Raw genomic sequence first — 13,882 nt, 5'->3', positions numbered from 1 at the left:
GTTGAGGTCTCGACCTCTCGGTGCCGAGACCTCAACCACACTGAAGCCGGACGCAATATCCGGTTTTAGATCCAGCGTCGGAACAGCACGCTGGCGTTGACCCCGCCGAAACCGAAGCCATTGGACAGCGCATATTCCATGGGCAGGTGCTGGGCCTGGCCGCGAATCAGGTTCAGGCCTTCGGCAGCGGCATCCGGAGTTTGCAGATTGAGTGTCGCCGGAACTACCTGATCGCGCAGCGCAAGTACGGTGAAGATCGCCTCGATCCCCCCCGCAGCGCCCAGCAGGTGGCCAGTGGCGGACTTGGTCGAACTGATCGCAAGGCCGCTGTCTGTGCCGAACAGGGCTTTGATTGCCGCGAGTTCGCCTTTGTCGCCCACCGGGGTCGAGGTGGCGTGGGCATTCAGGTGCTGAACCTGGGATGCGTCCACGCCGGCTTGGCGCAATGCCTGTTGCATGGCGCGGCGGGCGCCGTCGCCATCTTCGGGCCCGGCGGTCATGTGGTACGCGTCGGCGCTGGTGCCATAGCCCACCAGCTCGGCGATGGGTGTGGCGCCGCGTGCCAAGGCATGTTGCAACTCTTCGATGACCAGCAGGCCGGCGCCTTCACCCATGACGAAACCATCGCGGGCCTGATCGAGCGTCAGCCTTACAGTCAGCGCCCGCTGCGTTACCAGTACGTGCCGACGGCCAAGGGCGAAGATTTCCGCGTGGTGCTCATGGCCTTCGTGGCCTGGGGCAATCGCCATTACGCGCCAGAAGGGGAAAGCGTGCAGATTGTCGAGCGGGAGACGGGGCGGCCGGTGCTGCCGATGATGGCGGATGTCGCCGATGGCCGTCTTGTGCCCCTGGACCAGTGCAGCGTGCAGGCCGGACCCGCGGCCAGCGCGGGCATGCGTCAGCGGTTCGGGTGCGTGGCTGACCGGATTGAGTGAGGCGCCGTGCAGCGGATGAGTGCGGCACTCAAGGGCTGCCAGCGGTTAGAACTCACTGGCGCAGTTGTTTTGGCGAGGCGTTCAACAGGCGGCGCATGAGTCGCCGCAGGGCCGTGGCATCTTGGTATCCCACCTGCACGGCGATAGATTCAACGGAGTACCTGCTGGTTTCCAGCAGCACGCGGGCTCTGTTCAATTGCACGCGTTGGATCAGATTGCGAGTTGAAAGACCGGTTGCTTTTCGAAGGTGCCGCGACAGCGTTCGCTCAGACATGCCGACGTATGCCGCAAGGCTTGGCACACTGGGCGGATGGGGCAGGCGTGCTTCGATGTAGGCGGTGAGGTTGGCGACCAGCGTATTGCCCTGGGCCATGATTGCCGGATTGATGAAGGGGGACTGCAATTGCCGGCCATCGAGCAGCAGAGCCTTGCCCACCGCGTCGGCGAGTTCCGGCGACAGACGTCTGCGCAGCAGGTGCAGCATCAAGTCGGTTTGTGCGAAGGCTGCACCGGCGGTCGTCAGCGGCGGATCGCGGAGCACCATGACGTTGGGGTCGACAATGCAGTCAGGCGCCATGCTCGACAGCCAAGGGGCGAGCCACCAGGAAGTCGTCACCCGTCGCCCCGTGAGCAACCCGGCGGCATGCAGGAGAAAGACCGCCGAGCATGAGGCGGCAATCTCCTTGCCTTGATTCACATGTGCCTTCAGTGCTGGCAGGGCCCGAAGGACCACGTCTTCCTCAAGCCGCTGCCGCAGCACGTCGAAGTCGCTGATGCCAAGGCCCGGAATGACCCAGCAGGAGTTGTCCTCGACATCTGTGGTCAGCGCGTCAACCTGCAGCAGCATGCCTTGGCCCAGCGTAATCAACCCTGGCTGCGGCCCACACACGCGCCAGCGCGGCACGGCAAGGCCGCGCCGCTGCGCAAGTATTGCGGCGGTGTCGAGGATGTCCAGGGTGGCTGCGACGCTCGAGGCGAACGCCCCGGGAAAGACGAGGACAGTGAAATCGTACATTGTCCGATTATGCCCGAAAGAAGACGAATCGGTCACTTATCGAGGGAAGGGATAACTGGCCCAATGGCGCCTCCAGTTAACCGCGAGGTTTCGCCATGCCAAACATCCTGATCAAGGTGCCTACCGGCGCTTTCAACCTGCCACAGCGCCACCAGTTGCTTCGAAGCGTGAGCGACGTGGCGATGATTAATGAACACATGGGCGATGCCCCTCAGCAACGTATGTTGTGCTGGGTGTTGATTGAGGAAGTGCAGGCCGATCAATGGCTGTGCGGAGGCGTTGCTCCTCATGCCCAGGTTGTCCCGTGCATGGTCATCGTCAAGGTGCCCGCCGGCGTCCTTGATGCACCGATGCGCCAGCGCTACGTGAGTGAACTGCATGGCGCCCTACAATCGAACCTGGCGGCGGGGGATCAGCGCCGGTTGCTGAGCTCGATACAGATCGAGGAGGTTGTCGACGGAACGTGGGGGGCGAACGGTGAGATCTGGCATTTGGCCGACTTCACCCGTGCAGCCGGATACGGACATCTCGCTGACTAACGATAGGCGCCCGCCAGAAAGCGTACACCTGTACGCTTATTCGTCCCCCGGTCGAACCGTCGGTTGTTTCAGTCCCTGTCGAGAAAAACGGTTGGCGGTAGTGTTGCGATTCGCGGTGGGGCAGGGGGGATGCTCGCCTGCCGCCAGCTCGATGCTGAACCTGCGTCACATCCCTGACCGCACCGCGAGCCGCGTTCGATGTCAGTGCCGCGTAGGCCTGAAGTGCCGCCGACACTTTTCGCGCCCGTGCGGCGGGCTGCCAGGCTTGCCCTTCCTTGGCATCCATCGAGTGGTAACGCTGGTTCAACGTTGCCTCATCGACCCTCAGTTCAACGGAACGGTTGGGAATATCGATCTTGATCACGTCCCCTGTTTCCACCAGGCCTATCAGTCCACCTTCCGCCGCTTCCGGTGAGACATGGCCGATGGACAGGCCCGAGCTGCCGCCCGAAAATCGCCCGTCGGTCAAAAGCGCGCAGGACTTGGCCAGCGCTTTGGATTTGAGATAGCTGGTGGGGTAGAGCATTTCCTGCATACCAGGGCCGCCCTTGGGGCCTTCGTAGCGGATGACCACCACATCGCCAGGCACCACCTGGTCGCCAAGGATGCCAGCCACCGCCGCCTCCTGACTTTCGAAAACCACGGCTTTGCCTTCGAACACCAACATGGAGGGGGCGACGCTGGCTGTTTTGACGATACAGCCCTCCGGCGCCAGGTTGCCAAACAGCACCGCGAGGCCGCCGTCCTTGCTGAAAGCCTGTTCAGCGCATCGGATCGCGCCCGTTGACCGGTCTGTGTCCAGGTCATCCCAGCGCGCTGACTGACTGAAGGCTCGCTGGGTGAGGGCATTGCCCGGCGCGGCGCGGAAAAATGTCTGTACTTGCTGGTCTGGGCTACGGGCGATGTCCCAGCGATCCAGCGCATCTTTCAAGGTGGGCGCGTGGATTGTCGGAAGGCTTGTGTCGATCAAGCCTGCGCGGTCCAACTCGCCAAGGATCGCCATGATGCCACCGGCGCGATGCACGTTCTCGATGTGTACATCGCTGCAGGCGGGCGCGACTTTGCACAGCCACGGGACTTGGCGAGACAGCCGGTCAATGTCGGCCATGTTGAACGCCACGCCGCCTTCGCGCGCAGCTGCCAACAGGTGAAGGACCGTGTTGGTCGAGCCGCCCATGGCGATGTCCAGGCTCATGGCGTTTGCAAACGCCGCGCGGTTGGCAATGTTGCGCGGCAACGCACGTGCGTCGTCCTGTTCATACCAACGTTTGGCTAACTCGACGATCAGCCGCCCGCTCTGGCGAAACAAGCCCTCACGCTCAACATGAGTCGCCAGCACCGTGCCATTGCCGGGCAATGCCAGGCCAAGCGCTTCCGTCAGGCAGTTCATTGAGTTGGCGGTGAACATGCCGGAGCATGAGCCGCAGGTGGGGCAGGCGGCGCGTTCGACCGCGGCGACTTCCTCGTCGCTATAGGCGTCATCGGCGGCGATCACCATCGCGTCGATCAAGTCCAGAGACTGGCGCGTGCCGTTGATTACCGCTTTCCCCGCCTCCATCGCCCCGCCAGAAACGAACACGGTCGGAATGTTTAGGCGCGTGGCAGCCATCAACATGCCGGGGGTGATTTTGTCGCAGTTGGAGATGCACACCAGCGCATCGGCGCAATGCGCGTTGACCATGTATTCAACGGCATCGGCGATCAGTTCCCGCGAGGGCAGTGAATAGAGCATGCCGTCATGGCCCATGGCGATACCGTCGTCGACGGCGATGGTGTTGAACTCCTTCGCCACGCCACCGGCCGCCGCCACTTCGCCGGCAACCAGTTGGCCGAGGTCCTTGAGGTGTACGTGGCCTGGAACAAACTGCGTAAAGCTGTTGGCGATGGCAATGATGGGTTTGCCGAAGTCGTCATCGGTCATGCCTGTGGCGCGCCACAGGCTGCGGGCACCGGCCATGTTGCGGCCATGGGTAGTGGTTCTCGAACGATAAGCGGGCATTGAGTCCTCCTGGGCTGACGGTATGGACTCAGGCTAAAGATCGGTTGGATGGCTGTGAAATATATTATTTAATGCTTATTAAGTCTCTGGAGGTATAAGGAATGGATGTTCGCCAGCTCAGGCATTTTGTCGCTGTCGCCCAGACGTTGCATTTCAGCCTGGCAGCGCAACGCCTGTGCATGACCCAGCCGCCGTTGAGCCAGTCGATCATGGCGCTGGAGCGCGAAGTCGGCGCCTCGCTGTTTGTACGGACCAAGCGCAGCGTGGCGCTGACCCCGTTCGCCGAGCAATGGCTACCTCAGGTGCGGGCCGCGCTGGGGGCTATCGATGCGCTGGGTCATACAGCGCAAGCCATCCTTCGCGGCGATGCCGGCGGGTTGGAGCTGTCGTTTGTCAGTACCGCTGACTACAGCATTCTTCCCGTGCTGGTCCAACGGTTCCGCAGCCTGTACCCGGCGGTGGAACTTTCGTTGATGGAGGCTACCAGTGATCTTCAGATCGCTGCGCTGCTCGAGGGCAAGGGGCACGCAGGCATTGTCATTGCCAACCCGTGGGCCACGATCCCCGATCAATTGGCCTACCGGTCTTTGGTCGTCGAGCCACTGATTGCCGCTGTGCCGCAAGCGTGGATGGCGGACGGGCGCCTGGTCGATGTGGAGGGCCGGTTATCTTCGGACGCGATGATATCTTGCCCGCTGGTGGTCTTTCCCAGGCGTGCGGCACCGGCGTTCTATGACCTGGTCACCGGCTACTACGCCGCGTGCGGCGGTAGCCTGCATATTGCCCAGCACGCTATTCAGATGCAGACGATCATTAGCTTGGTATCGGCAGGCATGGGCATCGCGCTGGTGCCGGCGTCATTGCGCCATCTCGCTCGCTCGGGGGTGCGCTATCTCGCTTTGGAAGATAATGCGCCGCATCTGGAAACAGGCCTGGTTTACCGCCGCGACGATACGACACCGACGCTTGCCAACTTCCTGCACATGGCCAGTCAATTGCTCGAACTGGACATGAGTTGATCCTAGGCCGGGCGAGTGAGGTTGTTAACCTGTGGCCGCATGGTTGGGCAATCAACGCCTGGGATTAAAGGGAATTAATACCGATGTGGTTTTTTCTTTCGTTTGCCAAGAGGCCAGATGAGGCGCCTGCTGAGCGAGCGCAGCCGTTTGAACATCCCAACGGCTTTCGCGAGATGACATCGTTGCGCGTTATCATGCCCGACCACCACGCGTTTTCGACCGCTGCCACCTGCGCAAACCAGCTGAAAGGATTTGAAATTGTTCAGGGTGATGAACACCTGCTCTTACTGGAAATCGATCATGGCGCCAGCGGCCAGGCACACGATTTCCGTCCCGGGTTGCCGATGATTGTGAACTGGTGATGCATTGGCCTGGAGGGCCCGTTCTATCTTGATGATCTGGAGCCCACGGTGGTCGGCGCTGCCATAGACCGTGCGGTGGGTTACAACACGGGCAATGACGAATATCACCCGACGGCGGGGGATTTCCCTGGATGCAACATGACGCCGATGTACGTGCTAGTCCGTGCTCGATAGTTCGAAATTGGCGAATCCATAGAGTTTATTGGTGAGAGAGTCAATACCGGTGTCGGGCTGTTTGCATATTTTTAGAGTGTGTTCAGCTGATGTTCAGAACTCGCATGCTAGTTGATTAGTTGAGTCAATAGGTCGCATGTTGTTTAACAACTTTTCACTGTTTTTATCTGGATGGCGCAAAAAGCAAAATGCTAGCCTGCGAGTTTTTTGGGATAGCAGGTCCACATGAAAGTGCTAAAGGAAATGGCTGTAAAAAAGCCATGCTCATTTATTTTTATATTGACATTTCTCATATTCGCAGTGCTGCAATACAAGCCTGCTGTGCTCAATTACACAACGCGCTTTGTCGATTTTGCTCAATATATGCTCGCGCATGGGGTGACGCTGTTTCCAATTGCGGATGATCTGCGGCCATATCCCGATTACACGGTGATCAATACGCTCCTTGTTTATCTGGTTTCTTTGCCGTTTGGTCGTGTATCGATTCTTTCAATGGGCCTTCCTTTCTGTGTTGCCGCGGCCTTGATGCTGGTGTTTGTTTACAAGCTCGGTGCATTGCATGAGAAAAAATGGGGCGCATATGGTGTTGTGTTTGCCCTGTTCACCTGGTCATTTCTGGACGGCGTGAACTCCTTGGCACTGGATATATACCCCGCGCTTTTTACAGTGGTGTGTTTTTATCTGGCCTACACGGGAGAGGTATACAAACAGCGTTTTCGCTTGCTGCTTGTGCTCGCGGGCCTTGCGCTGGGCTTTGCATTTCGTGGCCCTATTGGTCTGATCGGCCCTGCCAGTGTGGTCGCCGCTTATTATTTTTTGAGCAAGCAATGGCGCATGCTGGTTGTGTTTTGCTTGCTGGCGGGCTTGGTCCTGGCCACAGGCATTGCGGTGCTGACATGGGCTGCCTACGTACAAGGTGGAGACGCGTTTCTACAAGAGGTATTGATCATGCAAGGGTTGGGGCGGTTTGGCAGTGATCACTCGTCCCGTTATTACTTCTATTTCTCTGCCGGCTTGCTGACCTATGGCGTAACAGCTCTTATCGCTTTGAACGTTATCGTCAAGAAGGGGAAGTGCTTTTTTGAACGCTCACCTGATCCGGCCACGAACATGCTCTTGTATCTCTCGGGCTGGCTCCTTGTGGTGATCGTACTGTTCACGATTCCAAGCTCCAAGAAGGCGCGTTACATACTTTCAATTACACCCGCTATTTCCTTGTTGGCTGCCTACATCTTCGTGGATCGCAGCGCTCTCTTTGCAAGTACCCGAGACAAACTGCTGAGGTTTTGCTTAAACCTGCCAGTGGTTGGCCTGGGAGTGTTACTGCTCGCGTTTATTCATGGTCTGTATGCGACGACTCCACTTCAGCCGAACTATCTCGGTGCTTCCATGGGGTTGATTGCCCTTGTTGCCGTTAGGCCCTGGATGGTGACACGTTTCAGCATGCATCCACATCGTGAATTTGTGACTTTCTCTTTTGGTGCTGTCGCCTTCCTCATACTGGACATGTTTTTCTTTAACTCGGTTACTTACCACCTGGAGTTGGCCAATGAGCCGACACCCAAGTTTTTGCCGTATTGGTTTTGGTGAGGTCTACGGTCAAAGGGGTACTGAGTTGCAGCAACTTCAGCTTTGATGCTACGGCCAGGATTAGACAACAGCTGGGAGCCAGTTGAGAGCGCTGTAAGCGCAGTCAGTTCAGTAACACGATTAAGGCGTCGGCCGGCCGAAGTCTCACCTCGATATTGTCTGCCACGCCTTCAAGGAAACTCATGGGAGTGAAGTGCGTCGAAGCAATGTGACTATGGCCATCGATAATTGTTAGTCCGCTGGTGCGCTCGGACTCGTCATTCATCGTCCACCTGCTGCTTGCGCAGGAAGCGTGCGTAACGTTCCATCATTTGCCTGACAACACCATCACTGTTGCGGTCGACGCCAAAAACGTAGCGGGGGAAATCCAGTTCTTTCTGTACGTTCCAGATCTGCTCGTGCTGGTCGGGGGAAAAGTATTGCGCCGGATCGCCCACGGCGACCCAGCCAATCGGCAGTGTCGCGCCGGCTTCTACCCTGGTTCTGATATGAACCACAGCATTGATGCGAACCTCCGCGCCTTTGCCGATGCAAGCACCGTTAAAGACCGAGGCGCCGGTCGCGACAAACACTTCATCGTCGATCCTGCAGCCGCTCAAATGACTGTGCGGCCCCACCATCACATGGTTACCGATGTGGCAATCATCATGGGCCGTACTGCGAATTACCGCATTTTCCATGATGATGCAGTTCTCTCCGATCATCAGCGTACCCCCTTCTGCAACGAGGACCGCGCCATGACCTACAACGGTACCCGCTCCGATAGAAATATTGCCTTCCAGGATAGCGCTCGATGCAATCCGCGCCGTGGCGGCGATTTGCTGGCGTACAGCGGAGTCCGGTTTGGCTTTGTCAGGCATACAATGCTCCCGTGATTCCATTCAGTTACTGTTTTTCTCCAGAAACGAACAATACCCCGATCCCCGCCCAGCCGCCTGGGCTCTCGATACTTTCCTTGATCGCAGCCATTTCACGCTGAGCCTGTTCGAGTTCGGCTTGTGGGATCACTTCCATCTTGTAACCAAAGACCAGGTCACAAAATGCCGTTGCACCAATCAGCGACGTGGACACCAGTAACATGCTGCAGCGGATGTCACTGTAGCCGGTTTCCTCAAGGTAATTTGCCAGCTTGCTGCCCACATGGCGATCACCGCCGCGAGCGGCCTGAGCCCGTGCAACACGGGCCAGGAAAGATTGCAGCTCGGGAGGTTGAGGCGCTGCGCCGAACCAGCGGTCGTCGATGTCGCAAATACAGAGTCGTCCACCGATAGCGAGACTCCGGTGGATGTTGCGCAACGCACTCAATGGGTCGGATAAATGCTGGAATACCATCCGCGCATAGCTGAAGTCGTATTGCCCTGGTTCGGTCAGGGCGTCGTCATAGAGATTGCATTGACGAACCTGTGCGTCGTTGACTCCCGCGCTGGAGAGCTGCGCGCGCGTTTCCTTGATACTGGTTTCATTGCAGTCAAGTGCCAGCAGCCGACGGGGAAGGGCACGAAGCGCAATCTGAGTCGTGATTATTCCCGGACGAGTTGTGCGTAGTAAGCATGTAGAACTGCTTTGCGGCATCAGATTGACCAGTTGTCCGTCCTCCAGAAACGGCGCAGCGATGTCCGCAGGCATCAGTGTGTAGCCGAGGCTGGCCAGTACAGCATCCTGAACCATGGGTAATGACGGCACATAGTGACAAGGAAATCGCGCGATCGAGACCCCGAGCAGCTCACGAAGGCATGCGCTATGGCCAGTGGATGAACTTCAAAGCCATCAAGCGCATCGGCAACGACCGATACACGTCCTTGCACGTCACCGCGTTTGAGGATATTCAAACTAGAGCATCGATCATCCGAGATGATTTCTACGCAAACCTGCTCAGCGCGCATCAGTTCGATCAGTAACGGTGCGAACCATGTATTGAGTGAATCGGGATGTACGCCAATGGCAACTTTTGAGCTCATACTGCTTTTGTGCGAGAGCAACTTAAGAACATCATGTTCAAGCGAACGCAAGGCCGAGGCGTGCTGTAGTAAAGCCTGGCCTGCCGACGTGGGGTGAATGGGCCGTTCTCGAATAATTAAAATGGTTGAAAGAGAGTTTTTCAGTGACTTGATCCGTTGCGAAAGAGCGCCGTCGGTAATATTAAGGGCCGATGCAGCACGCTCAAAGCTCTTATGTTCTATGACGCAGGCAAATGCTTCCAACTGTTGGCGATCCAGCATGTCAACCTTCCTGTGAACCAGCGTTAATAACGTTAAAAACGCGTGGTCATGAACATCCGTGTACTCATGGCAGTATTGCCATCACATACATTTCATACTGGCCGTAATCCGAAAAGCCGGATCGATTGAAGCAGGAAGACTAATGCGGGGAACTCGCCCCGGTTGAACCAAATCGCAAGTCGTCAACTATAATTGACTGTCGAGTTTGTATTCTCTCTATAAATTGGAAGCCGTTCAGGCGGTAGATTCATAAATCAGTCTCCTCAGCTCAACAGATCATCGAGGGCTGAACGGAACAACGCTTGCGGATATTGTCATCGAAACGCAGATGAATATCGCGGACGTCAGACGGCAGGGGGAGCGGCGTATCACCACTGACCACCACCAGGATTTGGCTCTGAGTCACTTTCCCAACCTTCGCCGATCGCAACCAGCCGCCGGCGACCCAGCTGTGAAATTCGCCACATCTAGAACAGGCGGGTTTCATGTGCGCTGAACGGCTGACCCTACATGATTGCTGTAAGCGTATGGCGAATTCAGTATCGGCCTCAGCCCGCGAACCTGGTTCCCGTTCTAAGCACAGGCTCTATTTTTTTCCGTATAGAGCGCATCGAAGTTGACGGGGGCCAGCATCAGCGGCGGGAAACACCCCTTCAGCATGAGGGTGTCGAGGGTTTCACGAATATAAGGAAACATGACCAGAGGGCAGGCGGAGTTGAGGGCTTCATCCAGTTTCTGCTCGGGGAAACCTTTGATCACAAACAGTGCGGCCTGGTCGACCTCGACCAAGAAGGCGAGAATACCGTCGTTTTTTGCGGTGACCGATATGGACAGCACCACTTCATAGATGCCATCACCGATCGATTCGTGGCTGACATTCAAATCCAGGCTGATCTCAGGTTTCCAGTTCTGCTTGAAAACCTTCGCCGCATTCGGCGCTTCGAAGGATGAACTTTTAATATAGATTTTTTGTAATGCGAAGAACGGTTGTTCGGCGCTGTGGGTATTTTTATTTTTATCCAACATGTCACACCTCATAATGCATTTTAGTTTATTAAACAGGCTTGCAACGGGAGGAATCTTGGGAATACTCCGGCCGGAGTCCGGCCGGGGTATCACTTAGGGCGGACGCCGATTAAGCGTTCACGGGGGCGGGCAGATCCAGCCAATCAAACAAGGCTTTCAGATCCGGCTGGAAGTCGTGAATGACCGGATACCAGGGCGTGGGGGCCTCGATATCGTGCATCACTCCACAACTTGGGCAATAGTATTCACGATAGACCTGCCAATTGGTGTCTGGGGCCATCAGCGTGGGATAAACTTCCTGCATCTTCTCTTTGCTGTCACGCACGTAGATCAGCGCATTGAGCTTCCAGTTTTTTTGGTAATCGCCATACTCATGACCACAGGAGCATTTGGTGACAAGTTTTTTATCTTGCTGGGTTTCTGCCAGAAACAGGTGAGGACCAAAGGGCATGATGATCTTATCATTCCAGGATACCTGCTCCTGCAACACGGCAACGTAATTGGCATAGCGCTCTTTGTCCTTGGGCAAAGATAACATGCGGTGCAGAGTATCCCAGTCCAAATCCCCTTTGACCAAATCGGACACTTGTTTTTTGGTATAAGTTGACATAATCAGTCTCTCTTTTATTTTTTGAATTGTGAGATGCCATTGAAGAGGACGCTCAGGCATCCCCTTCGTAGACAATCACTGTTCGGTCATGATCACGGGGTGAACATCGGGTAATTCGCTCAGATCCATATGGTGTTTGGCGCCAAACATGGGTATATCGAGTTCTTCCTCTTTCAATTCCCAGCTGGCCGGCAGATCCCAAAACGTTTTGAATTCGGCGAGGAACTTCTCTGACAGATAAAAGCTGGAGGCGAACATCTGCTGGACCTGGACCGATGCCTTCTTATCCAGAATTTTCTGACGCTCCTGCTCCATCCATTGATGGGTCAGTTGGCCCCGGGCGATCCGCTCCTGGCGGATCGCCTGCCGGCGTGCCGCCGTTTTCTTTTCATCTACTACCCAGTCGCCGGCTTTGTTCTGGGAGATCACTACGCCGTAAACCTTTTGGGCAAATTCCGGCAGCACGAAGTTCTGGTTGAGGTCTTCGGCGACCGCCGCCGGATCGCGATCCAAGGGATCACCGAAGCCCGGACCGCCACGCAGGTAGTTGAGGTAGAGATCGCCATTTTCGAAGATCGTTTCGGTGGTGATGCACTGCTTATCGCGCTTAACCCGCGCACCGGCGTCGAGGTGTTTCTCGAATTCGCAGGTGCCGGGGTCACGATCTTTACCCAGGGGCAGCGACTTGCCCGCCTTGATGCGATCCAAAAGACCGGTGTTATGGGCTTCGAAGCGGTAACCGGTCGCGGCCGGATAACCGCCCATCAGCCCCCAGTCGCTGTTCATATAGCCGTTGCCCATAAAGAACATGGTCCAATCGGCGGAACCCCAGACCATGCGCAGGGTTTCGAATCCGAGACCGCCGCGGTATTTACCGTAACCGCCGGTATTGGTCTTGATGGTCCGTCCCATATAGAGCAGGGGTTCGGCCAGTTCCCAAATCTCGATATCGCCCATGTCCCCTTCGGGATTCCAGATTGCCGCGGCGTGATTCAGGCCATCCTTGACAGCGCAGGCGCCCGTGCCGCAGGCCGCGGTTTCGAAGCTGTTGACGGCATGGATCTCGCCTTCCTGGTTGATACCGCCACCCTGGAGCCAGTTGCAGGGGTTGGAGTTGCCCGCGTTGACCTCCTCCAGATAGCCGCGGCCGAAATAGGTCCGGCTCACGCCGCGCCACAGGGAACTCCAGGAAGAGACCAGGAAGTGCCAGGCATCGGCGTGGGCGGTACGGCGGTCATCCGGATTGGTCCAGGTGCCTTTGGGCATCCGGAATTCGGTGGCGTAACGGGCACCGTCATTGATCCGTTCGGTGGGCACCAGGGATTGGGTCATCATGACCCAGATGCCGCTGGTGAAGGCCACCGGGTTGGCATTGTAGGTGTGCCAGCCCCAGCGGCTGCAGCCCTCGAAATCGAGGCGCCAGGTGGCGTCGGGTTTTACCGTGATTTCGCAAGGGGCATGCATGATTGTATCGATCTTGGCGAAGGGCGGAACGACCACATCTTCGTGCATATAGGGCACGTCCACAAAGGCGACGGTGCGGATCTTGCCGGGAATGGTCATTGCCTTGATCCGGCTGATGAGCCCGCGCCGGCCATCCTCGATCACTTCCGTGGCAAATTTTGTATAGGCGGCGAGACCCTCTTCGCGGACCGTCTCCTCGACCAGATCGCGGATCATATGGCAGCCGGCGATACGGGTCTTCTCGTCCAGGATCCAATACTTGGGGGTGCGCACATTGCGCTGGCTCTCGTGGAGCCAATCCCGCAGCGGTGTGTCATTGATGCCAGTCTTACGACAGGTGATCTGCACTCCGTCACCGAAGCGCTGGACCTGGCCGTTGGACATGGAGCCCGGGCCCACCGCGCCCACATCGATGACGTGGGTCACGCCGCCAACCCAGCCGATCAACTGACCTTCATGGAAAATCGGTACGATGGTGGCGATATCGCAAGGGTGAACGTTGCCGATCTGGCAATCGTTGTTGGTGAACATGTCACCTGGGTTAATTCCGGGGTTAGATTCCCAGTTATTCTGAATCATGTATTTGATGGCGGCGCCCATGGTCCCCACATGAATAATGATTCCCGTGGAGGTGGCGATACAGTCCCCTGCCACGTTATAGAGGGTAAAGCACAGCTCCCCCTCCTGCTCGACGATGGGCGATGCCGCAATCTTCTTGGCCACTTCACGGGAATTGACCAACCCCGCACGGAGCTTGGAAAAGATCCGTTCATAACCGATGGGGTCCGACTCTTTAAATTCCAGCCGTTCCAAGCCGTTGTAGTACCCGGTTTTTTCCGTGCGTTGCAGAATCAGATTGCGATAATCATTGAGCGTTAGTCCGCTATCCAGCAGTTTTCCCGCCTGGACATAGGTTTCTTGAATAGTCAT

Annotated in this window: 12 protein-coding genes and 2 pseudogenes; 5 read left to right on the top strand and 9 right to left on the bottom strand. The window is 57.0% G+C overall.

The window, feature by feature from the left end:
• Positions 1 to 65 precede the first annotated feature (65 nt).
• Positions 66 to 704 (bottom strand): hypothetical protein, encoded by a 639-nt coding sequence (locus MOQ67_RS27275; protein ID WP_332874902.1) that lies wholly within the window; start codon positions 702 to 704, stop codon positions 66 to 68.
• Between MOQ67_RS27275 and MOQ67_RS27270 the strand changes: the two are divergent.
• A pseudogene (locus MOQ67_RS27270) lies at positions 627 to 935 on the top strand (winged helix-turn-helix transcriptional regulator); the annotation flags it as partial. The gene MOQ67_RS27275 and the pseudogene MOQ67_RS27270 sit on opposite strands and share 78 nt — an antisense overlap.
• 52 nt (positions 936 to 987) lie before the next feature.
• Here MOQ67_RS27270 and MOQ67_RS27265 read toward each other — a convergent pair.
• Positions 988 to 1,950: a GlxA family transcriptional regulator gene (locus tag MOQ67_RS27265; RefSeq protein ID WP_198717799.1), complete on the bottom strand. Its 963-nt coding sequence runs from the start codon at positions 1,948 to 1,950 to the stop codon at positions 988 to 990.
• Between the two features lie 95 nt (positions 1,951 to 2,045).
• Here MOQ67_RS27265 and MOQ67_RS27260 point away from each other — a divergent pair, with 95 nt between their 5' ends.
• On the top strand, positions 2,046 to 2,489 hold the full coding sequence (locus tag MOQ67_RS27260; RefSeq protein ID WP_017847343.1) for a tautomerase family protein: 444 nt from the start codon (positions 2,046 to 2,048) through the stop codon (positions 2,487 to 2,489).
• Between the two features lie 169 nt (positions 2,490 to 2,658).
• Here MOQ67_RS27260 and ilvD read toward each other — a convergent pair.
• A pseudogene (gene ilvD / locus MOQ67_RS27255) lies at positions 2,659 to 4,488 on the bottom strand (dihydroxy-acid dehydratase); the annotation flags it as partial.
• 101 nt (positions 4,489 to 4,589) lie between these two features.
• Here ilvD and MOQ67_RS27250 point away from each other — a divergent pair.
• The 3 genes from MOQ67_RS27250 to MOQ67_RS27240 all read left to right on the top strand — a co-directional run bounded on the left by MOQ67_RS27250 (position 4,590) and on the right by MOQ67_RS27240 (position 7,633).
• Complete coding sequence (locus MOQ67_RS27250) at positions 4,590 to 5,507, top strand: LysR family transcriptional regulator (RefSeq protein WP_017847345.1); 918 nt, start codon at positions 4,590 to 4,592, stop codon at positions 5,505 to 5,507.
• Between the two features lie 83 nt (positions 5,508 to 5,590).
• The gene (locus tag MOQ67_RS27245) at positions 5,591 to 5,869 is read left to right on the top strand and encodes a hypothetical protein (protein WP_017847346.1); all 279 of its coding nucleotides are present in this window, start codon (positions 5,591 to 5,593) and stop codon (positions 5,867 to 5,869) included.
• Between the two features lie 399 nt (positions 5,870 to 6,268).
• Entirely contained in the window at positions 6,269 to 7,633 is a 1,365-nt protein-coding gene (locus tag MOQ67_RS27240) for a hypothetical protein (RefSeq protein WP_198717801.1), read from the top strand.
• A gap of 257 nt (positions 7,634 to 7,890) precedes the next feature.
• Here the strand turns inward: MOQ67_RS27240 and MOQ67_RS27235 are convergent, their stop codons facing one another.
• The 6 genes from MOQ67_RS27235 to MOQ67_RS27210 form a co-directional block, all read right to left on the bottom strand.
• Positions 7,891 to 8,493: a gamma carbonic anhydrase family protein gene (locus MOQ67_RS27235; RefSeq protein ID WP_102616936.1), complete on the bottom strand. Its 603-nt coding sequence runs from the start codon at positions 8,491 to 8,493 to the stop codon at positions 7,891 to 7,893.
• Positions 8,494 to 8,518: 25 nt separating this feature from the next.
• Positions 8,519 to 9,301, bottom strand: coding sequence for a class I SAM-dependent methyltransferase (locus MOQ67_RS27230; protein ID WP_198717802.1), 783 nt, complete (start codon positions 9,299 to 9,301; stop codon positions 8,519 to 8,521).
• Positions 9,259 to 9,852: a LysR family transcriptional regulator gene (locus MOQ67_RS27225; RefSeq protein WP_198717803.1), complete on the bottom strand. Its 594-nt coding sequence runs from the start codon at positions 9,850 to 9,852 to the stop codon at positions 9,259 to 9,261. Before MOQ67_RS27225 ends, MOQ67_RS27230 begins: the two co-directional genes overlap by 43 nt.
• A gap of 573 nt (positions 9,853 to 10,425) precedes the next feature.
• Positions 10,426 to 10,878: a protein-export chaperone SecB gene (gene secB / locus MOQ67_RS27220; protein WP_046487662.1), complete on the bottom strand. Its 453-nt coding sequence runs from the start codon at positions 10,876 to 10,878 to the stop codon at positions 10,426 to 10,428.
• 109 nt (positions 10,879 to 10,987) lie between these two features.
• Positions 10,988 to 11,488, bottom strand: coding sequence for an acetone carboxylase subunit gamma (locus MOQ67_RS27215; RefSeq protein WP_017847353.1), 501 nt, complete (start codon positions 11,486 to 11,488; stop codon positions 10,988 to 10,990).
• Between the two features lie 75 nt (positions 11,489 to 11,563).
• Positions 11,564 to 13,882 (bottom strand): hydantoinase B/oxoprolinase family protein, encoded by a 2,319-nt coding sequence (locus MOQ67_RS27210; protein ID WP_046487660.1) that lies wholly within the window; start codon positions 13,880 to 13,882, stop codon positions 11,564 to 11,566.

Source organism: Pseudomonas sp. LY-1 (assembly GCF_053502595.1).
This window is presented reverse-complemented; position numbering and strand designations above follow the sequence as displayed.